The organism is Streptomyces sp. NPDC101194, assembly GCF_044767885.1.
GTDB lineage: Bacteria > Actinomycetota > Actinomycetes > Streptomycetales > Streptomycetaceae > Streptomyces.
Genome location: NZ_JBIWOS010000008.1, coordinates 147,188 through 167,081, shown reverse-complemented (window position 1 = coordinate 167,081; position 19,894 = coordinate 147,188). Strand labels below are relative to the sequence as shown.

14 protein-coding genes are annotated in these 19,894 nt (G+C 69.4%); 3 read left to right on the top strand and 11 right to left on the bottom strand.

Annotated elements, in window-relative coordinates:
* The first annotated feature begins 229 nt into the window (after nucleotides 1-229).
* The gene (locus ACIRP2_RS27390) at nucleotides 230-1,366 is read left to right on the top strand and encodes an aminoglycoside phosphotransferase family protein (protein ID WP_404254724.1); all 1,137 of its coding nucleotides are present in this window, start codon (nucleotides 230-232) and stop codon (nucleotides 1,364-1,366) included.
* A gap of 71 nt (nucleotides 1,367-1,437) precedes the next feature.
* On the opposite strand, the gene ACIRP2_RS27385 is transcribed toward ACIRP2_RS27390, so the two are convergent.
* The 6 genes from ACIRP2_RS27385 to ACIRP2_RS27360 form a co-directional block, all read right to left on the bottom strand.
* Nucleotides 1,438-4,533 carry a ThuA domain-containing protein gene (locus tag ACIRP2_RS27385; RefSeq protein ID WP_404254722.1) on the bottom strand — a complete coding sequence of 1,032 codons (3,096 nt, stop codon included), beginning with the start codon at nucleotides 4,531-4,533 and terminating at the stop codon, nucleotides 1,438-1,440.
* Nucleotides 4,534-4,691: 158 nt separating this feature from the next.
* Nucleotides 4,692-5,564 carry a sugar phosphate isomerase/epimerase family protein gene (locus ACIRP2_RS27380; RefSeq protein ID WP_404254720.1) on the bottom strand — a complete coding sequence of 291 codons (873 nt, stop codon included), beginning with the start codon at nucleotides 5,562-5,564 and terminating at the stop codon, nucleotides 4,692-4,694.
* Nucleotides 5,561-6,775 (bottom strand): ABC transporter substrate-binding protein, encoded by a 1,215-nt coding sequence (locus ACIRP2_RS27375; RefSeq protein WP_404254718.1) that lies wholly within the window; start codon nucleotides 6,773-6,775, stop codon nucleotides 5,561-5,563. Before ACIRP2_RS27375 ends, ACIRP2_RS27380 begins: the two co-directional genes overlap by 4 nt.
* Complete coding sequence (locus ACIRP2_RS27370; protein WP_404254716.1) at nucleotides 6,772-7,776, bottom strand: ABC transporter permease; 1,005 nt, start codon at nucleotides 7,774-7,776, stop codon at nucleotides 6,772-6,774. Before ACIRP2_RS27370 ends, ACIRP2_RS27375 begins: the two co-directional genes overlap by 4 nt.
* Nucleotides 7,773-8,789, bottom strand: a complete 1,017-nt coding sequence (locus ACIRP2_RS27365) for an ABC transporter permease (protein ID WP_404254714.1) — start codon at nucleotides 8,787-8,789, stop codon at nucleotides 7,773-7,775. The genes ACIRP2_RS27370 and ACIRP2_RS27365 overlap by 4 nt, the downstream gene beginning before the upstream one ends.
* On the bottom strand, nucleotides 8,786-10,276 hold the full coding sequence (locus ACIRP2_RS27360; RefSeq protein ID WP_404254712.1) for a sugar ABC transporter ATP-binding protein: 1,491 nt from the start codon (nucleotides 10,274-10,276) through the stop codon (nucleotides 8,786-8,788). The genes ACIRP2_RS27365 and ACIRP2_RS27360 overlap by 4 nt, the downstream gene beginning before the upstream one ends.
* A 165-nt stretch (nucleotides 10,277-10,441) precedes the next feature.
* Here ACIRP2_RS27360 and ACIRP2_RS27355 point away from each other — a divergent pair, with 165 nt between their 5' ends.
* Entirely contained in the window at nucleotides 10,442-11,629 is a 1,188-nt protein-coding gene (locus tag ACIRP2_RS27355) for an ROK family protein (RefSeq protein WP_404254710.1), read from the top strand.
* An 85-nt stretch (nucleotides 11,630-11,714) separates the two neighbouring features.
* On the opposite strand, the gene ACIRP2_RS27350 is transcribed toward ACIRP2_RS27355, so the two are convergent.
* Complete coding sequence (locus ACIRP2_RS27350) at nucleotides 11,715-13,046, bottom strand: N-acetylmuramoyl-L-alanine amidase (protein ID WP_404254708.1); 1,332 nt, start codon at nucleotides 13,044-13,046, stop codon at nucleotides 11,715-11,717.
* Nucleotides 13,047-13,433: 387 nt separating this feature from the next.
* Here ACIRP2_RS27350 and ACIRP2_RS27345 point away from each other — a divergent pair, with 387 nt between their 5' ends.
* Nucleotides 13,434-15,647, top strand: a complete 2,214-nt coding sequence (locus ACIRP2_RS27345) for a germacradienol/geosmin synthase (protein ID WP_404254706.1) — start codon at nucleotides 13,434-13,436, stop codon at nucleotides 15,645-15,647.
* On the opposite strand, the gene ACIRP2_RS27340 is transcribed toward ACIRP2_RS27345, so the two are convergent.
* The 4 genes from ACIRP2_RS27340 to ACIRP2_RS27325 all read right to left on the bottom strand — a co-directional run bounded on the left by ACIRP2_RS27340 (nucleotide 15,623) and on the right by ACIRP2_RS27325 (nucleotide 19,833).
* Entirely contained in the window at nucleotides 15,623-18,025 is a 2,403-nt protein-coding gene (locus ACIRP2_RS27340) for a glycosyl hydrolase family 95 catalytic domain-containing protein (protein ID WP_404254704.1), read from the bottom strand. The genes ACIRP2_RS27345 and ACIRP2_RS27340 overlap by 25 nt on opposite strands.
* Nucleotides 18,026-18,175: 150 nt before the next feature.
* Complete coding sequence (locus tag ACIRP2_RS27335) at nucleotides 18,176-18,676, bottom strand: hypothetical protein (protein WP_018550733.1); 501 nt, start codon at nucleotides 18,674-18,676, stop codon at nucleotides 18,176-18,178.
* A gap of 127 nt (nucleotides 18,677-18,803) precedes the next feature.
* Complete coding sequence (locus ACIRP2_RS27330) at nucleotides 18,804-19,205, bottom strand: ACT domain-containing protein (protein ID WP_404254701.1); 402 nt, start codon at nucleotides 19,203-19,205, stop codon at nucleotides 18,804-18,806.
* A gap of 388 nt (nucleotides 19,206-19,593) precedes the next feature.
* Nucleotides 19,594-19,833: a DUF397 domain-containing protein gene (locus ACIRP2_RS27325; protein ID WP_404254699.1), complete on the bottom strand. Its 240-nt coding sequence runs from the start codon at nucleotides 19,831-19,833 to the stop codon at nucleotides 19,594-19,596.
* Nucleotides 19,834-19,894 lie beyond the last annotated feature (61 nt).

Below are 19,894 nucleotides of genomic sequence, written 5' to 3'. Positions count from 1 at the left end.
TCAAGCCCCCAGGTTCTCGGCTGTGTCGACAGTAACCCCTGTCAGATGCGTTGCGAATATTCGCCAGGGTTCGCCAGGGTCCGCCAGATGGTCTGCCACCCGCGCGCCGGTGTCAGGTAAGAACGCGCCACCCCGCCCGGCAGCCCTAGGTACTCCCCAGGGTGCCGAACGGCCGCCGGCCGGGGCGGTGCACGCATCCTGTCGGCGCGCGAAGGGATCTGTCTCGCCCATGTACACAGCATCGTCCTCCGTGACCGCCCCGTCCCGGCCGCTTCGCCCCCTGGGGGCGGGCGGCGGTCCGTACCTCGCTCCGCATGCCGCTCCCCCGGCACCCGGCACGGTTCGGCCGCGGCGGCCGGCGGGGCTGGGCGGCCCGCCGCTCAGCGGCCGGCTGGACCTCTCCGGTCCGCAGGGCGCTCAGCTGAGGATGGTGATCGCCTCGGTGCACCGCATCTGTCCGGAGTTCAACCCGGTGCAGGTGCTCCGCCGCAGCGGCCGTTCGGTGCTCCTCGTCGGGTCCACCGGACGCACGACCGCGGTCGCCAAGTGCTTACTGGACCACTCGCCCGCGTGGTCGGAACGGTTCCAGCACGAAATAGCTGCATATCGGGCGTTCGTCCGGCATCGCCCGCCGGTGCGGGTGCCTCGGCTCATCGCGGCCGACCCGGAGAACTGCACCCTGGTGATCGAGCGCATGCCCGGCCGGGTGGCGGCGCTGACCCGCCATCCGTCGGAGGCTCCGCCCCGTGCCGATGTACGGGCCGCGCTGGGCGCGATCAGTCGGATCAACGCCTGGCGGCCGGCTCCGGGTCTCTTCGACGCACCGCTGGAGTACGCCTCGCGGATCGCCCGCTATCACGAGCTGGGGCTGTTCACCGACCGCGATCTGGGCGATTTGCAGAAGCTGCTGCACGGTCTGGCCCACGCGGGCGGCCGTCAGGGCATGGGGCAGTTCTGTCACGGTGACGCGTTGCTCTCCAACATCCTGCTGTCGCCCACGGGTCCGGTGCTGGTGGACTGGGAACACGCGGGCTGGTACCTGCCGGGCTACGACCTCGCGACGCTCTGGGCCGTCCTGGGTGACGCACCGGCGGCGCGGCGGCAGATCAGTCAGCTGGCGCAGGTCAAGGGGCCCGCGGCGCGGGACGCGTTCCTGGTGAACCTGATGCTGGTGCTGACGCGGGAGATCCGTACCTACGAGACGGCTGTCCAGCGGGCCATGCGGGAACCGGTGCCCGCGGGCGCCGGTCAGGACCGGCCGAGCGGCCTCTCGTCGAGCGAGGAACAGCGACTTCTGCTGCGCCGCCTGCACGACGACTGCGCGATGGCCCGCAGGGCCGTACGTGCCGCGGTCGGCACTCGCTGACCCTGCCGAGGAGGGACACGCGCTGCGGGTCCGGTGCCGACACACCGGACCCGCAGCGCGCCGATGTGGTGTCAGGGACTCTTGAAGTCGATCGCGTCCACGTCGAACGCGTTGTTCTGCGGTGACGTGAAGACGAGATACAGCTTGTGCGTGCCCTTCAGCTCCTGGACGGGCACGGCCGGGGTCTCCTGATAGTTGTCCCATCCTCCGGTGCCGGGGACGGGGGTGGTGGCGAGCAGAGGACCGTCGGGGGCGTCCGCGCGCAGTTCGATCGCACCCACCCCGTACGGCGAGGACAGCCGATAGGCGACCGATCCGATGCCTTCGACGCTCATCGGGTCGAAGGCGACCCAGTCGCCGTTCGAGATGTCTCCGATCCGTTTGCCGTTCTCGGCGCCTTCCTGGGCGACGATCCGGGTACCGGACTGGGCGTCGTAGTACTCTGCCTGCTTGTGTTTCGGCTGGAGCACGGCGCGCCCGTAACCGGTGAGGGCGGAGACGCCGTCGCCGCCCTTGTCGGTGTACTTGGCGTTGAGTACGTAGGTCAGGTCCGCGCCTTCGGGGTGACCGCCCAGATCACCGGTGTCGACGGTGCCCTCGCAGCCGCGGATGTCGGTGGTGGGATGCTCGTGATCGTCGTGTCCCAGTGCCGGGTTGACGATGACCCTGGAACAGTCGACCGGTCCGTCCTCCGGGTCGGTGACCGTGACCTTGTACGGGATCTTGTCGCCGAACTCGATGAGCTTGCCGTCGACCGGGAAGTCGATGGTCACCTTGGGTGCGGTGTTCCCGGCGGTGACGGGGATGTTGGCGTAACCGGACTTGCCGGTGGAGTCGGTGACCTTGAGCTGTACGGTGAAGTCGCCCTTGGCCGTGTAGGTGTGGGTGGGGTTCGCTTCGGTGGAGTCGTACGTACCGTCGCCGTCGAAGTCCCAGGCATAGCTGAGCGTGTCGCCGTCGGGGTCGTTGCTGCCCTCGCTGGAGAAGTCGACCTTCAGCGGGACGGGGCCGTCGGTGGCGGAGGCGGCTGCCTTGGCGACCGGTGCGCGTTGTCCCTGTGCGTAGTCGATGCGGTAGAGCCCGGAGTCGTTGTTTCCGCCGCCGAAGGAGCTGCCCCATTCGAGGACGTAGAGCGATCCGTCAGGTCCGAAGGTCATGTCCATGGGCTTGTTGAACTTCTGGGAGGAGAGGAAGTCGTTGATCTTCAGGAGCTTCTGATCCTTGTCGAAACGGATCTCCTTGACGAAGTTGCGCGACCACTCGTAGAAGAAGCTCGCTCCCTCGAAGTACTCGGGGAACTTCGTGGTGGACGGGTTCTTCTTGTCGTAGTGGTAGACGGGACCGCTCATCGGGGCCGAGCCACCGCTGCCGACCTCGGGAAACTCCTCGGACGCGCCGTACCCGTACCAGAGCTCCGGCTGCTGGATCGGCGGGAGTGCGGTCAGCCCGGTGTTGTTCGGCGAGGGATTGACGGGATTGGTGCAGTCGAACTTGGGACCGACTTCCTTGGTGTCCGGGTTGTAGGGCGCGTACGCCTGGTTGTTGCCGTGGCAGAACGGCCAGCCGAAGTTGCCGGCCTTCTTGATGACGTTGTACTCGACCAGCCCCTCGGGGCCCCGGTCGGTGGTGGGCAGTCCGCGGTCGGGGCCGTAGTCGGAGGCGTGGACGTACCCCGTCTTCGGGTCGACGGTGAAGCGGAACGGGTTGCGGAAGCCCATCGCGTAGATCTCGGGGCGGGTCTTGGCGGTTCCGGGGGCGAAGAGGTTGCCCTTGGGAATGGTGTAACCGCCGGAGTCCTTCGGCTTGATGCGCAGGATCTTGCCGCGCAGGTCGTTGGTGTTGCCCGCGGTACGGGCCGCGTCCAGCATCTGCTTGCCCTCGCGCCAGTCGAGCGGTGCGTAACCCTGCCAGTTCGGGTCGAGGTTGGGCGGGGTGTCGTCGCCGACTCCGAGGTAGAGAGTGCGGTCGGGGCCGAACTCGACGGCGCCGCCGGTGTGTCCCGGTTCCGGGAAGGTGCGGTCGCGGTAGGCGGGGACGTCGAGCAGCTTCTTCTCACTGGCCGGTTCGAGTGTGTTGCCCTTGACCGTGAAGCGGGAGAGCCGGTTGACGTCCTCGGTCGCGCCCGCGGGGGCGTAGTAGAGGTAGATCCAGTGGTTCTTCTTGAAGTCGGGGTCGAGTTCCATGCCGACCAGCCCGTCCTCGCCGCCGGTGTAGACGTCGAGCTTGCCCGCGGTGGTGGTGGCGTGGGTCGCGGGGTCGTAGACGTTCACCTCGCCGCTGCGCTGGATGTAGAAGACCCGGCCGTCCTCGGCGACGTCGAGCTCCATCGGGTCGGCGGTGTTGTCGTCGAGGGTGACCTTCTCGTAGCCGCTCCAGACGGTGCCGCCGCAGTCGCCGGGCTTGTTGCCCGCGGCCCACTTGACTCCGCCGACGACGTGGGCGCGGAAGGCGGCTTCGCTGTACGAGGGGACGTCGTGGCCCATGGCGGTCGCCCAGACCCTGCCGCCCTCGGTGTTGCGGCACCAGGAGATGGGGTGGTCCGCACCCATGGCGGAACCGCCGGGGTTGTAGGTGGTTTCGTCGGCGGTGACCAGTACGTGGACGTCGCCGCGGGGATTCCCGTCGAAGTTGTACCACTCCTCCGGCCGCTCCCAGCGCTCCGGGAGGCCGGCGGTGGAGGGGTGGACGCGGTCGGCGACCTTGGCGGTGCCCTGGAGGACGCCCGGTGAGTGAGCGGGCATGTGGACGCCGCCGTTGATGGCCTCGTCCCACCAGGGGAAGGTGTCCTCGATGCCCATGTCGAGGGTGTTGTGGATGGCGACGACGCCACCGCCGTCGCGCACGTATGTCTGCATCGCTTCGCGCTGCGCTTCGGTGTCCCAGACCATGCCGGAGTTCTGCAGCATGACGATGACGTCGAAGTCCTTGAGCTTGGCTTCGTCGAAGACGGCGGGGTCGGCGGTCTCGACGAGCGCGAAGTTGTTGGCGGCCGCCTCCTCCTTGAACATCTGGATGCCTGCGGGGATGGAGGCGTGCACATAGCCGACGGCGCGGGTGAACAGCAGGGCCCGGAAGGCGGGTGCCTTTCCGGTGGTGGCCGCGGTCGCGGGCAGCGCGGTCAGTGCGAGCAGCAGTGCGCTCACCAACGCGATGAACGCACTTCGCATGTCACGAGCATGACAGTACCGTCGTTGACGGTTCACGAGCGGATCCTCTCTGCGGGTCGTGGCCGAGTGGGTCGGGGGGTGGTTTGTGGGATCGGTGCCGAGGCGCTCGGTGGGTGGTGTGCGGGAGCGGTGCCGAGGGGCTCGGCCGGCCGGGCGCCTCAGCACCCTCCGATCGCGCGGTGCAGGAACGCCAGGCCGTCGGTGGCGATGACGTCCTGGGTGGCGGCGAGCGGTCGCCAGACCGAGGCGGCGACCGCGATGGCGTCGTTGTGCGCGGTGAACGACTCGATGCAGAGCGGGCCCCGGTAGCCGCTGGTGGTGAGAGCGGCGAGGAATCCGGTCCAGTCGAGGGAGTCGGCACCGGGGGTGCCGCGGTCGTTGGCGCACACCTGGACGTGGAGGATGCGGCCCGCGGCACGGCGTACGGCGTCGGGCAGCGAGTGTTCCTCGATGTTCTGGTGATACACGTCGAGCGCGAGGCCGATGGTGTCCTCGGGCAGCCCGGCCAGCGCTTCGAGGGCCTGGTCGACGGTGTTGAGCAGACTCGTCTCGTAGCGGTTGAGGGGCTCCACGGCGATGCGCACCCCGGCGGCGTGCGCGTGATCGACGACCGGCGCGAGGTTCTGGCGCAACTCCTCGTACGCCGCCACGCGTTCGCCGCGGTCCATGCGCCAGGCACGACCGACCGCCGCGTACACGGGCCCCGCGACGATGGGAGCGTTCAGGGCCTGAGCGGCGTCGACACAGCGGTGCAGATAGTCCTGGGTGATCCGGACGGTTCGGGGATCGGTGCGGACGAGGTCGCGGCCGGGTGGCATCACGGCGATCACCGCGGCAGGGGTGAGCCCGGACACCTTGAGGAGCTTGGAGACGGCATCGGGCGCCCAGTCCCGTTCGTTCTCCAGCGGGATCTCGACGCAGTCGAATCCCCAAGCGGACAGGCGGGGCAGAACGTCGCCGAGTGCCTCGTACGTCACCGGCGAGTGCCAGATCCACGGATTCGCCCCGAGCGGGAACGCGTGCACGCTCATTTCCTGCCTCCCCACTTCTCCGGGAACCCGGGCAGGTTCTCGCAGCCGCACATCGCGTAGTGCAGTGGCGGCATGCCGGGCTTGAAGTACTGATCGAGGGTGTCCTGGGTGACGGTCGGCTGCGGCAGCTTCCATTCCTTGGGAACCTGCTCCCCCCTCAGGATCCTCAGCGCCGCGATGACGGGTGTACGCCATTGGAAGGTGGGGTACGACGGTGCGATCGCGGTGAGCTTCTTCTCCTTCCAGACCTGGAGGAAGTCCTGCTGGTCCTCGCCGGTGATGGGCGGTACGTCCTTGCCGGCGTCCTCGAAGGCCTCGACGGCCGCGACGGAGGTCGCGCCGGAGTCCATCCATACGCCGTCGATGTCGCCGTTGCGGGTGATCGCATCGGTCACGATCGCCTTGGTCCTGGCCGGATCGCCGTCGGTGAACTTCACATCCACCACGTCGAGTCCGCTCCTGTCGAACGCGATCTTCGCGGCCGACCAGCGGGTCTCCAGCACGTCGACGCCGGGAGAGATGCGCAGGGCGAGGATCTTCCCCTTGGGCTTCACCTTCCCGACGAGGAAGTCGGCGGCGACCGCCCCGTATCCATAGCCGCCGATCGGGTTGATGAAGGTGACGGCGCAGTCGGTCTCGACGCCCCGGTCGAAGACGATCACAGGAACCTTTCCACAGGCCTTCTCGACGGCGGGGGTGAGTGTGGCCGTGGTGTTCGGGGAGACGATGAGTGCGTCGCAGCCCTGCCCGGTGAGCTCCTGGATGTCGGAGATCTGCTTGTCGTCCTTGCCCTGGGCGTCGAGCACGGTGAAGTCGGTGATCTCCTTGTGGAGTCCGGCCTCGGCCCGCATGTTCTTCAGGCCGACCTGACGCCACGGGTTGAAGACTCCGGCGTTGGACAGACAGAGGTGGATTCCGCCGGAGCCGCTCTTCTTGTATCGCGTGGTGTCGACCAGCCGCGGCTGGAGCATCTGCTCCCACGGTCTACCGGCCGGGCCCTGCGGGGTCTCCTTGGCGAGGGCCAGCTGGCGGTCGTACTCGGCGCGGTCGAAGAACTTCGACTGCCCTCCGGTACCCGGGTCGCCCGCTGTGCCGCTCGCCGTTCCGGCCGGGGCGTCGGGCGGTGCGTCGCTCGTACAGCCGGCGAGCAGGGCCGCGCCGAGCAGGGCGGCGAGGGGCACGAAGACGTGTCGGATCTTTCGCGTGCTCATGGGGTTTTCGCTCCTGGGGGCTCGGTGCCGCGACGGCGCGGCCGGGACCAGTCGGCCGCGCCGAGGGCGACGGCGGCGATGACGATGACGCCTTGCACGGTCGACTCCAGGGCGCCGGAGACGCCCTGGAGGTTGAGCAGAGTGAACAGCGCCTGGAGCGAGAAGGCTCCGGCCATCGCCGCGACGACGGACCCGCGTCCGCCGCCGAGCACCACGCCGCCCAGCACGACGGCGGTGATCGCCTCGAACTCGTAGCCCCGGCCGGCCTGCGCCGAGACCCCCGAGAAGCCGCCGACGAGAACCGCGGCGAGCGCGGCCGCGACGCCGGAGAGGATGAAGGCGATGGTGCGGGCGCGCGCGACCCGGACCCCGGCCAGGGCCGCGGCACGTTCGCTGTCACCGGTGGCGAGAAGCGTACGGCCGAAGTCGGAACGCATCAGCCGGACGGCGAGGAGACCCGCGACGACGCAGACGAGGACGGCCCAGGGCAGCCAGCCGAAGGCAGTGCCGCGCCCGAGCCTGCGGAAGGCCGTGGGCAGCGCGCCGTGCGGGGAACCGCCGGTCCAGAAGAAGACGGCCCCTTCGAGGATCAGCATCATGCCCAGCGTGGTGATGAACGACGGCACGCGCAGCAGGGTGGTGATCAGTCCGCTGACGAGACCGGCGAGGGCTCCGGCGAGCAGCAGCACCGCGGTGACGAGCGGCCAGGGCGCGCCCGGGAACGAACCGTACAGTTCGGCGGCGACGACCACTCCGGCCGTGACGATCGCTCCGACCGACAGGTCGAACTCCCCGCAGACGATGACCAGGTACTGGCCCGCGGCGAGGATGACGAGGGGCGCGGCGCGCTTGATGAAGGCGAGGAAGCGGTCGGGCTCGTAGAAGCCCGGGTCGGTGAGGGCCAGCGCGGCCAGGAGCACGGCGAGCAGGACGTAGACGGGTGTGCCGGTGGTGAGGGCACGCAGGACACGACGGCCGGCGGGTGCCTGTACGGTGGTCATGCGGTCCTCTCCCGCGGGGTGCGGCGGCCTCGCGCGTAGAGGGCGACGGCCGCGATGATGACGACGCCGCGGACGACGTTCTTGAAGAACGGGTCGACGGCGAGCTGGTTGAAGACGCTGTCGAGCACGGCGAGGACGAGGACCCCGCCCAGGGTGCCCGCCACCCCGCCGCGGCCCCCGGCGAGCGCGGTGCCGCCGAGCACGACGGCGGCGATGGACTCCAGGTCGTAGCGGGCCTCCGTACCGGCCCACGGGGCCCCGGCGCCGAGCCGTGCGGCGAGGAAGAGGGCGGCGGCGCCGACGCACAGGGAGCACAGGACGTGGGCGACGACCACGGTGCGCCGGGTGCGGACTCCGGACAGCCGGGAGGCGTGCTCGTCGCCACCGGTCGCGTACATGTGGTGGCCGAGCCGGGTTCGACGGGTGATCAGCCACAGGGCGGCGGCGACGGCGAGAAGCAGGAACAGGGAGACGGGAACCGGTCCGATCCGGTCGTAGCCGAGATGCTGGAAGGAGGCGGGGACCTTGCCGGCGGGGCCGGTGTAGTTGTCCTCGATCCAGCCGCGCAGGATGAAGGCGGTGCCGAGGGTCGCGATGAACGCGTTGACCTTGAGGCCGGTGACGATCAGTCCGTTGGCGAGTCCGGCGGCGGTGCTGAGCGCCAGGACGGCGAGGACCGCCACGAGGACACCGTCGCTCTCCATCGTCTCCGCTGCGACGAGGGTGCCCAGGCTGATGAGGTAGGCGACGGACAGGTCGAGCGATCCGGTGAGGATGACGGCGGACTGGCCGACCGCGACGAGTCCGAGGGCGACGCAGTTCTGCAGGATCGTCACCACGTTGGTGACGGTCAGGAAGTCCCCGCCTCGGGCCGCGACCGCGATCCAGCCCAGGAGGGTGACGGCGAGGGCCGCGAGCCAGACCCCGGCCACCGGACCGGCCGGGCGCGGCAGGGCTGTTCGACCCGGGCGGTTGCGGGGCCCGGTCGCCGGGGCGGGCCGAAGCGCGGTCATGCGGCTCCCTCCCGCGGACGGTCGCCGCCGGTGGCGAGGCGCATGACGGCTTCCTCCGTGGCGCCCGCGGGGAGTTCGCCCGCGAGACGTCCTTGCGACATGACGAGAATCCGGTCGCTCATGCCGATCAGCTCCGGCAGTTCGGAGGAGATGATCAGTACGGCGAGGCCCTCGCGTGCCAGCTCCCGTACGAGGGTGTGGATGGCTGCCTTGGCGCCGACATCGACGCCGCGGGTCGGTTCGTCGAAGAGCAGTATCCGGGGACGGGCGGCGAGCCATTTGGCGATGACGACCTTCTGCTGGTTGCCGCCGGACAGGTACTGGACCTGTTGTCGGCCCTCGTCGTGGGTTCGCAGGCGTACGCGGTCCAGCAGCGCGGTCACGTCACGGGCCGTCGGCGGTCTGCCACGTGCGGGCACGGCTCTTGTCACGAGCAGCGCGTTGTCGGTCACGGACTGGCGCAGGGCGAGGCCCTCGGCCTTGCGGTCCTCGGTGACGAGGGCGATTCCGGCCCGGACGGCGTCCCTGGGGCGGATCGGGCGCAGTGGGGTCCCGTCGACGGTCATGGTGCCCGTGGTGAAGGGGTCCACCCCGAAGAGGGCACGGGCGAGGGTGGTGCGGCCCGAGCCCTGGAGACCGGCGACGCCGACGACCTCGCCGGCCCGCAGACTCAGTTCGATGCCGGAGAGCCGGGCGTTGGCGCCACCGCTGACGGTGAGTCTTTCCGCACCCGCCTCGCCCGGTCGGGCCCTGGGCGGGTAATAGGTGCCGAGTTCCCTTCCGACCATGGCGCGTACGACCGTGGCCGCGTCGGTGTCGCGCGTGGTGAGCGTGGCGATGCGGCGGCCGTCCTTGAGGACCGTGATGCGCCGCGAGAGTGCGAAGACCTCGCGGAGCCGGTGCGAGATGTACAGGATGCCGATCCCACGGGCAGTCAGGCGGCCTATGAGTGCGGCGAGTTGCTCGACCTCCTGGTCGGCGAGGGCGGCGGTGGGTTCGTCCATCACCAGGATCCGGACGTCGGATGCGAGAGCCTTGACGATCTCCACGGTCTGCATGCGTGCGACCGACAACTCGCGGACGGGAGTCCGGGGAGTGATACCGGTCTCGTCCAGTTCCGCGAGGAGTTCGGCGGTGCGCCGTTCCATGGCGCGCCGGTCGACGAGTCCGAATCGGGTCGGTTCACGCCCGAGGAAGACGTTCTCGGCGACGGTACGGTGCGGGAGCAGCGCGAACTCCTGGTGGATGATGCCGATTCCGGCGGCCTGCGCCTGCGCCGGATGGCTGAAGGAGTGCGCGGTTCCGTCGATGGTGAGGGTCCCCTCGTCGGGTGAGTGCTCGCCCGCGAGGATCTTCATCAGGGTCGACTTCCCCGCGCCGTTCTCCCCCACCAGCGCATGCACTTCTCCGGCTTCGAGGTCGAGCCCCACGTCGTGGAGCACACGCACCCCGAGGAAGCTCTTGGACACACCGTGCATCGTCAGCATCGAATGACTCCTCGCTCAGCGGTCTGCAGAGCAGATTCGTGACGCACCTTAGGACTGTCAAGGGCTCAAGCACCTTTCTTTTCAAGCGACTTGGCATGGACTTATGCCGATGACCGAACGCTGGATGCCTTGTGAGCAGCACAAGTCGTCCTTAGGGTGGCTGTCATGTCTTCGCCGTCGGATCGCACGTCCGCTGCCTCCTCGCACTCACCGGGCGAGGTACTCGCGTTGATCAGTTCAGGGACGGTGGCAACCCGTGCCGACATCGCCCGGATCACCGGAATGGCCCGTTCGACGGTCTCCCAACGGGTGGACGCGCTGATCGCGCACGGCCTCGTGGACGAGGACGCCGACGGCGGGTCCACCGGCGGTCGCCCGCCGCGCCGGCTGGCGCTGCGCACGCGTGAGCACGCGGTGGCCGGGGTGGATCTGGGGGCCTCGCACTGCAGGGTGGCACTGATGGACATCGGCGGCGCGACCCTGGCGGTCCAGGAGGAGCCGATGTCGATCGGTGACGGACCGGACTCCGTACTGCGGCACGTGGAGCGAACGGTGCGCGCCCTGCTCGAGGAGACGCACCGGGAGCCGGGAACGCTGCGGTCCATCGGCGTCGGAGTGCCGGGACCGGTGGAGTTCTCCACCGGGCGTCCTGTCGATCCGCCGATCATGCCGGGCTGGCACCAGTACCCGATCCCGGAGTTCTTCGCCGCGCGCTTCGGGGTGCGGGCGCTCGTCGACAACGATGTGAACGTGATGGCGCTGGCCGAACAGCGCCGCGCCTTCCCGGACTGCCGCTACCTGTTGTACATCAAGGTCGGTACGGGTATCGGCTGCGGGATCGTCGCCGAAGGAGAGCTGCACCGGGGTGCGCAGGGATGTGCCGGAGACATCGGCCACATCCGTGTCGCGGACCTCGACGATCCTTGCCGGTGCGGCAATTCGGGCTGTCTGGAGGCAGTCGCGGGCGGTGCGTCGCTGGCGGCGAAACTGGTCGGCCTGGGGCACGACGCCACATCGGGCAGCGATGTGGTGCGGCTGGTGCAGTCCGGGAACCGGGATGCCGTACGGATGGTGCGGGAGGCGGGGAGGGCGGTCGGCGAGGTCCTCGCCGGACTGGTGAATTTCTTCAACCCGGACACGGTGGTGATGGGGGGCGCACTGGCCGCCGTGCACGATCAGCTGCTCGCCGGTGTACGGGAGGCGGTCTACCGGCGCTCGCACCCGCTGGCCACGCAACTGCTGCGCATCGAGCCGAGCCGCACGGGTGAGAACGCGGCGGCGGTGGGGGCGGGGATCCTCGCGATCGAGCACGCGCTCTCTCCCGCGCAGGTGAACCGACAGGTCGCGGGCTGAGCTCTCGTGCCCTCCTCGTGAACGGATGCCGTTCACGAGGAGGGCACTCCGCGTGCGGTCACGCGGTCGGACCGCCCGAGCGGTCTCAGTGCGCGCGCACGATGTCCACGTCGGACGCCTTCACGAAGGCGATCCGGTGACCGATCTGCACCGTCACGTACTTCTCCTTGCCGCGGAAGTACGCGTGGTCGAGCGGGTAGGAGGCGTCGATCGTCGGGGCGTAGAAGAAGCCCGTGGGTGCCTCACCGCCACCGGGGTAGGACTGGCCCGCCTTGATGGTGTACTGCAGCGGCGAGCCCACCCGCTGGTCCGTGAAGTCCGCGGGGTACTCGGACTTCCCCGGGTAGGCCACCCCGTACACCGGCACCTCGGTACGGCCGGCCTTCGGCTCGACCACGTAACCGGAGGTGGGCGTGGTGTTCCGGCTGTGCGCCGGGGTCTGGAACCAGGCCTTCTGTCCGTACCACCAGATCGCAGTCCAGCCCGGGGCGTGGTCCGCCACGACGGCCTGCTGGGTCGCGCTGATCTTGCTGCCCCAGTCGGCGGCGCAGTTCGTGCCCGGTGATCCGTCGGTGTGCAGGCCGGGGTCGGAGAACAGCGGTGCGTCGGTGGACGGCGCGGTGTGCAGCGGGACGGCGCTGGAGCCCTGGACCGGCAGGTCCACACCCTTCTCGCAGTCCCGGAAGGCCTGCTTGTTCTTCTTGAAGTCCGGGCTGACGGTGATGAGTTCGCTGCTCTTCGGGGCGCTCGGCACGGTGGGCTCGCCGAGCAGCGTCATGAAGTGGTTCCAGTCCCAGTAGGTGCCCGGGTCCCAGTGCATGTTCTTGGTGCCGGACGCGCTGGTGGGCGGCACGCCGTCGTGGCCGATGATGTGCTGGCGGTCGAGCGGGATGTCGTACTTGGCCGCGAGGTAGCGCACCAGCTTGGCGGTCGAACGGTACATCTCCGGGGTGTACCACTTGGCACCCTCGACGGCGACACCCTCCTGCTCGATGCCGATGGAATGGCTGTTGACGTACCAGTTCCCCGCCTGCCAGGCGACGTCCTTGCCCTTGACCATCTGGGTGACGTGGCCGTCGCCCGAGCGCACCACGTAATGGGCGGAGGTCTGCTTCAGCGGGTTCTGGAAGATCTTCAGGGTGGTGTCGAAGTCCTCCTCGGTGTCGTGCAGCACGATGAATCTGATCTTGTTCGTGTGCGGCCGGTCCGAGGTGTCGTAGTTCCCGTACGTCTCCTTGTCGGTGGGGTCGCCCGTCTGCTGGTAGGCAGCCGGTACCCAGTCGCATGCGAGGCCGCGTGGGCATTCCGGCCGCACCCCGTCCGCACCGGCCTGCGCCGCGGGACTGAGCAGGGCCATGCTCAGGGCACCGACCGTGGTCAACGCGAGTGCGAGTGCGGTCCTCTGCTTGGACGTCATGACAACCCTTCTTGGAGCCGTGCGTGATGGAGCCGTGCGTGATCCGATCTCACTGTTCCGCTGTGCGCGCACACTCTCCGACCTGAGATGACAGCACGTCAAGGGGCCAGTGGGGGATGCGGACCGAGCCAGTGGACCAGACCACTGGCGGGGCGCCTGACCTGCGGTCGGAAAGAAGACGGGCAGGCACTGACGACCGCGCCACCCGGCGTGCACGAGACCGGCGACCGACCGGAGACCTCCGCTCGCCGGACACGGAAGAGTGCACTGTTCATACGACTAATCCCGGATGTGCGTGCCCCGAACGGACGAAGGGTAGTGCTCGCGCGGACACCACCGGTCCGTGCGGTGTTCGCCGTACGGAGATCTCGGAAAGGCCGGACGCACATGGCTCAGCCCTTCACCCTGCCGGACTTCTACGTTCCGTATCCGGCACGGCTCAACGCCCACGTCGCGGAGGCGCGACAGCACACCAAGAAGTGGGCGCGCAGCATAGGGATGCTGGAGGGTTCGGGAATCTGGGAGGAGAAGGACCTCGACTCCCACGACTACGCGCTGCTGTGCGCGTACACCCACCCCGACTGCTCGTCCGAGGCGCTCTCCCTGGTCACCGACTGGTACGTGTGGGTCTTCTTCTTCGACGACCACTTCCTGGAGCTGTTCAAACGCACCCCCGACCGCGAGGGGGGCAAGCGGTATCTGGACCGATTGCCCGCCTTCATGCCGATGGACCGTGGTGCTCCGATGCCGCAACCCACGAATCCGGTCGAGGCGGGGCTGGCCGACCTGTGGGCACGGACGGTGCCGGGCATGTCCGACGCCTGGCGGATGCGGTTCGCCGAGGCGACGAAGAACCTGCTCGACGAGTCGCTGTGGGAGCTCGCCAACATCAACGAGGGACGCATCGCCAACCCCGTCGAGTACATCGAGATGCGCCGCAAGGTGGGCGGCGCCCCGTGGTCGGCGGGACTCGTGGAGTACGCGGCGGGCGCGGAGGTGCCCGAGTCGGTGGCCCACGAACGCCCGCTACGGGTGTTGCGGGACGCCTTCTCCGACGCCGTGCATCTGCGCAACGACCTCTTCTCGTACCAGCGGGAGGTCGAGGACGAGGGGGAGAACAGCAATGGCGTGCTGGTCCTTGAGCACTTTCTCGGCTGCTCCACCCAGGAGGCCGCCGAGGCGGTGAACGATCTGCTGACGTCACGGCTCCAGCAGTTCGAGAACACCGCGCTCACCGAACTCGGCCCGCTCTGCGCTCAGAAGGGGCTCGGCCCGGCTGGCACCGCGGCGGTTCTGGCATACGTCAAGGGGCTGCAGGACTGGCAGTCGGGCGGCCATGAGTGGCACATGCGCTCAAGCCGCTACATGAACGACGGCGGGGCCGCTCGGGCCGCGCCCGGCTTCGGTATGGCCGCGGCGTCGATCCGGTTCACTCCCCGCTCGGAACGGGCCCGGCTGCGCAGCCACACCCATGTGCCCCATCAGCGCGTCGGCCCGTCCCTGCTGCCCGGTTTCGAGCTGCCGTTCGGCACGACACTCAGCCCGCACCTGGACGGGGCGCGGGTACGGATCGTCGACTGGGCGCGTCGCACGGGAATTCTGGAAGCGCAGCCGGGCGTGCCCGGATCGCACATCTGGGACGAGGAGCGGCTCCGGGCGACCGATCTGCCGTTGTGCGCGGCGGGTCTGCACCCGGACGCGACGCCCGAGGAGCTGGATCTGTCCTCCCAGTGGCTGACCTGGGGAACGTACGGGGACGACTGGTTCCCGGTGGTGCACGGGCGGCCCCGCGATCTGGCCGGGGCCCGGCGCGCCAATGAGCGTCTGTCACTGTTCATGCCGCTGGACGGGGCCGCGACGCCCGAGCCGGTCAACGCGCTGGAGCGGGGGCTCGCCGATCTGTGGGCGCGCACCTCCGCGCCGATGGACGCGGACGGGCGCCGGGCGTTCCGGAAGGCGGTCGAGGACATGACCTCGAGCTGGGTGTGGGAGCTGGCCAACCAGGTCCAGAACCGCATCCCGGATCCGGTGGACTACATCGAGATGCGACGCATGACCTTCGGCTCCGACCTCACGATGAGTCTGTGCCGGCTGGGCCACGGCAGGAAGGTGCCCGAGGAGATCCACCACAGCGGTCCGCTGCGTTCGCTGGAGAACGCGGCGGCGGACTACGCATGCCTGATGAACGACCTGTTCTCGTACCAGAAGGAGATCGAGTACGAGGGCGAGGTGCACAACGGCGTCCTGGTCGTGCAGAACTTCTTCGGCGTGGACTATCCGACCGGGGTGGCGATCGTGCACGACCTGATGAGATCGCGGTTGCGTCAGTTCCTCCACGTCGCGGAGCAGGAACTCCCGGTACTGTACGACGACTTCGGGCTCGACTCGGAAACGAGGGAGATCCTGGACGGATATGTGCGGGAGCTCAGGCACTGGATCGCGGGGATCCTGATCTGGCACCGGGGCTGCCGACGCTACCGCGAACAGGATCTGCGGCGGGGCACCGGCACCCCGTGGCGACTCGGGGGTCCCACGGGGCTCGGTGTGTCGGCGGCGCGGGTGACCGCGCTGTTCGCTCAGCCCTCGGCCTCCAGCGTGTAGCTTCCGCCGGCACGCGCCTTGAAGACCTTCTCGCCGCTCGCGAACAGTGTGCTGCGGACGGTCGCGCGACGGCTGCGGCTCGCCGTGATCACCACACGGCGGGCCTGCCCCGCGGCCCATTCGATGCCGACGGTGAAGCCACCCCGGGCGCGCAGTCCGCGCACCGATCCGTCCGGCCAGCTCGCCGGGAGGGCGGGGAGGATCTCGATGACATCGTGCTGGCTCTGCAGCAGCATCTCGGCGATGCCGGAGGTGGCGCCGAAATTGCCGTCGATCTGGAACGGCGGGTGAGTGTCCCAGAGATTGGGCAGGGTGGAGTTCTTCAGCTGCTCCGCGAGCATCCTGTGGGCGTGGTCCCCGTCGCGCAGCCGCGCCCAGAAATTGATCTTCCATGCCTTTGACCAGCCGGTGCCGCCGTCGCCGCGCGCGCGGAGGGAGACCTTCGCCGCTTCGGCCCACTTGGTGCCGGGTTCGATCTGGCGGCCGGGGTGGAGGCCGAAGAGGTGCGAGACATGGCGGTGGGTGTCGGCCGGGTCGTCCCGGTCGGTCTTCCATTCCTGGAGCTGGCCCCAGGCCCCGATCCGCAGCCCGGGGTCGAGCCGGTCGAGGGCCGCTTCCAGGCGGCTGCGGAAGGCGGGGGCGTCGCCGAGGATCCGGGCGGCCTCCAGGGTGTTGGTGAGGAGGTCGTGGACGATCTGCTGGGACATCGCCGCACCGGCGGTGAAGTCACCGTGTTCGGGAGAGTAGCTGGGGGTGACGACGAGCAGTCCGTCGCGCGGGTCGGTGCGCAGATTGGCCAGCCAGAACTCGGCTGCCTCCTTCAGCGCGGGGTAGGCGGTGCCGCGCAGGTAGTCGGTGGAACCGCTGAACCGGTAGTGCTCGTACATCTGCTGGGTGAGCCAGGCGGCGGCCTCCGGGAACCAGAAGGCGGTGGACCAGTCGTGGACGCCGGTGAAGCCGTATGGGTTGGTCTCGTTGTGCACGACCCAGCCGGCCGTCCCGAACATCTCCTTCGCCGTCTTCCGGCCCGGGGCACGCATCGCTTCGATGTAGCGGTCGTACGGTGCGGTGGTCTCGGCGAGGTTGGTGACCTCGGCGAGCCAGTAGTTCATCTGCAGATTGATGTTGCTGTGGTAGTCGGCGGACCACGGCGGGGTGGTGGAGTTGTTCCAGACGCCCTGGAGGTTGGCGGGCAGCGATCCGGCCCGCGAGGAGGCGATCAGCAGATAGCGGCCGTACTGGAAGAACAGCGCCTCCAGGGCCCGGTCGGCGGGGCTCGTGCCGTCCGTGTACCGGGCGAGCAGCTGATCGGTGGGCAGGTCGGGCAGTTCCTGGCCGATGTCGAGGGTGACCCGGTCGAAGAGGGCGCGATGGTCACGCACATGGGTGTCGCGGATCTTCTCGTACGAGGTCCGGACGGCGGAGTCCACCGCGGCGGCGACCGCCCTGTGCGGGTCGTCGCCGCGGTAGGCCGGATAGCGGTCGGCGTAGTCGGTGGCAGCGGCGAGTACGAACCAGGCGCTGTCGGCTCCGGTGACGGTGAGGGTGCCGTCCGGGCCGGCGGTCACGGTGCCACCGCTGGTCCGGACACGGATCTGGGCCTCGAAGCGCAAGCCGTTGTCCTTCAGCGCACCACGTACGGTGAGCCTGTCCTTGTCGGCGGTGGCGGTGTAGTCACTGCGCGGCGAGCTGTACCGCAGGGTGAACGACACCCGCCCCGGACGGTCTGCGCCGAGGCGCCCGGCGATGACCCGGCCCGGATGGGAGACGAAGAACTCCCTTGTGTGGACGGCCTCTTGGTGTGTGTAGGTGACGGCGGCAAGAGCGTTTCGCAGATCGAGGGTGCGCCGGTAGGAAGTGTCGGGGGTGGCCGGGGCGTTGCGCAGATCCAGCCACAGATCGCCGAAGACCTGGTAGGCACCGTAGCCGCGGCGTGCCTGGCCGAGCTCGGCCGCGACGGCGTCCGGGTCGAGAGCGCCCTGAGCGTCGAGGCGCTGTTGGACGCCGGTGAGGGCGTCGGGTCTGGGAGTGGTCCAGTTCCCGAAGTCGTAGCCTTCCGCAGAACCGGGGCCGCCGGTCCACAGCGTCTTCTCGTTGAAGGTGAGCCGCTCGGATGCGAGCGTCCCGTACACGCTCGCACCGAGAGCGCCACCGCCGATGGGCAGGGACTCGCGCTCCCAGCCGGCGGCCGGGGCGTGGTACCGGAGCGTCGGTTCCACCGATGTCCTCGGCTGGGCGGAACCCTTCACTCCCGTCGATTCATCGGAGGTACTGGCAGCCACTGCAGTGCCGGAGGCGGCGGGGATTCCCAGCGCCAGAACGCCGGTTGCGCCTATCACTGTCTTCACTGTGGTACGTCGCGTCATCCCGGATGTCATGCCGCCGACGGTAAAGGTCCGACGATTGCTCCGGCAAGGCACATGACAAAGCGGCCTCATGGACGGAGGCCGCGAGCACTTGGACAGATGGACGAGGTGGGCGTTCCGCAGCCGCCCGTCGGTTACGGGCGGCCAAGGCGAAGGGCGGGATCAGCCCTGCTGGAACAGTTCGGCCGGCAGGGGCTTCAGCAGGGTGTACAGATCGTCGGTGATCGGCCGGTCCCAGCTGGCGATGGTGACGAGCACCCCGTCGCTGCGGTCGAACTGGACGCAGGAGATCCGGCTCTCGGAGAGCTTGACCCGGCGGACGATCAACAGGTTGTCGCCCTGCATCACGGGCATGTCCTCGGTACCGGTGACCTCGACCGGCTCGTCGTTCTCCAGCGCGAGAAGGAGCTGGGCGACCTCGAACGGGACCTGGCCCTCCTCGGTCTCACGGGCGGGTGAGCCCTCCGGGAGATTACCGATGATCATTGCGGGGCCGCGGCCGCCGAACAGGTCGTAGCGCAGAAAGACGCCCTGACAGCTCCCGTCGGGGGCGGGCAGCAGGCCGGCGCCGAGGTTTCCGGGCCAGTCCCCCGGATCCATGGCCAGGACGTCGAAGTCGGGGCCCGCGGGTGTGGCGGCGCTACGGCGGCGGAGGAAGGACATGCAGACATGTTACGTGTCCGGGCTCACGTTGCGGAGCCGGGTCCGTGCAGGCCGGGGCACGGTCGGGGCCGCGGTCCGGCACAACGCGACCCGGCGGGCCGGCCCCGAAGCCTCCACGGCCCCGCCGTCAGCCGGACTCCGCGGCCAGTGCTTCCAGTACTCCGACGGCCTCGTCGGCGCGGTCGTACGGAACGAACAGGTGATCGTGATGGAAACCGGCCACCACATTGCAGCTCAGCCCGGCATCGGTGAGCGCCAGGGACACGGCGGCGGTGAGCCCCACCGCGTCCAGTGCCGAGTGCACACGGAGCGTGATCCAGCCGGCCACGTAGTCGTACCGCAGACCTGCCGAGACGGCTTGCTCCTCGGGCAGCACCAGGGTGATCCCTTCGCGCTCGGCGACCGTGACGACCGGGTCGACGCCCCCGGGCACCGTTTCGCGGGGCATGGTGGTGAAGACATAGCGGCCGGGGTTCAGTTCCGGCCGCATGCTGCTCAGCAGGGTTCGAAGATCGCGCTCGCCTGTCACACCCACCACGCTACGTGGCGTGACATGTCCGGTGGCATGCGACGCGGGCGCGGCTGCCGCAGGACGGTCTGCACCGCCCCCGGCGAGGACGCTCATCGACGAACAGCGCACGCGGCGTGGGGCGCGGCGGGCCCGCAGCGCCACGCGGTCCGGTCCGGTCCGGCGAGGAATCCGATGGGAGCGCGGGCGGGGGCGGCGGGCAGTGTGTTCCGTTCCGCGATTGCGCCGGTCGGGTGTTCACGGGCGACGGGATCGCGCTCCGGCCCCCGGCCCGGACGTGGCACGGCCGGGACCGCTGCATCGGCGAGGCCCGGTGCGCCGGGATCGAGTCGCTGCTCGGACGGCGGGACAGCCCTCGTGGTCCCGAAGCGAGCCGGGTCTCCGGCGCTCAGGTGAGGTCGAACTCTCCGTCGCGGGCGTTCACCACGAAGGCGCGCCATTCGGCCGGGGTGAAGATCAGTGACGGGCTGCCGGGCTTGCCGGCGTTGCGCATCGCGATGAACCCCTCGACGAAGGCGATCTGGACATCACCCGCGCCCTGACTGCCCGACCGCCAGTCCGCGTTGCTCAGGTCCAGGTCCGGCTTGTCCCAACCCGTAAAGGGCTGCTGGGTGGTGGTCTCCGCCACGTCGGCTCCTCCCGCTCGTCGTCCCGGGCCAAAGCCTAGCCATCCCCGGCGGCCCGGGACA

Bases quoted from the DNA above. Each gene is read 5' to 3' on its own strand.
- ACIRP2_RS27390 (WP_404254724.1), top strand. From the start codon at position 230: ATGTACACAGCATCGTCCTCCGTGACCGCCCCGTCCCGGCCGCTTCGC.
- ACIRP2_RS27385 (WP_404254722.1), bottom strand. From the start codon at position 4,533: ATGCGAAGTGCGTTCATCGCGTTGGTGAGCGCACTGCTGCTCGCACTG.
- ACIRP2_RS27380 (WP_404254720.1), bottom strand. From the start codon at position 5,564: ATGAGCGTGCACGCGTTCCCGCTCGGGGCGAATCCGTGGATCTGGCAC.
- ACIRP2_RS27375 (WP_404254718.1), bottom strand. From the start codon at position 6,775: ATGAGCACGCGAAAGATCCGACACGTCTTCGTGCCCCTCGCCGCCCTG.
- ACIRP2_RS27370 (WP_404254716.1), bottom strand. From the start codon at position 7,776: ATGACCACCGTACAGGCACCCGCCGGCCGTCGTGTCCTGCGTGCCCTC.
- ACIRP2_RS27365 (WP_404254714.1), bottom strand. From the start codon at position 8,789: ATGACCGCGCTTCGGCCCGCCCCGGCGACCGGGCCCCGCAACCGCCCG.
- ACIRP2_RS27360 (WP_404254712.1), bottom strand. From the start codon at position 10,276: ATGCTGACGATGCACGGTGTGTCCAAGAGCTTCCTCGGGGTGCGTGTG.
- ACIRP2_RS27355 (WP_404254710.1), top strand. From the start codon at position 10,442: ATGTCTTCGCCGTCGGATCGCACGTCCGCTGCCTCCTCGCACTCACCG.
- ACIRP2_RS27350 (WP_404254708.1), bottom strand. From the start codon at position 13,046: ATGACGTCCAAGCAGAGGACCGCACTCGCACTCGCGTTGACCACGGTC.
- ACIRP2_RS27345 (WP_404254706.1), top strand. From the start codon at position 13,434: ATGGCTCAGCCCTTCACCCTGCCGGACTTCTACGTTCCGTATCCGGCA.
- ACIRP2_RS27340 (WP_404254704.1), bottom strand. From the start codon at position 18,025: ATGACATCCGGGATGACGCGACGTACCACAGTGAAGACAGTGATAGGC.
- ACIRP2_RS27335 (WP_018550733.1), bottom strand. From the start codon at position 18,676: ATGTCCTTCCTCCGCCGCCGTAGCGCCGCCACACCCGCGGGCCCCGAC.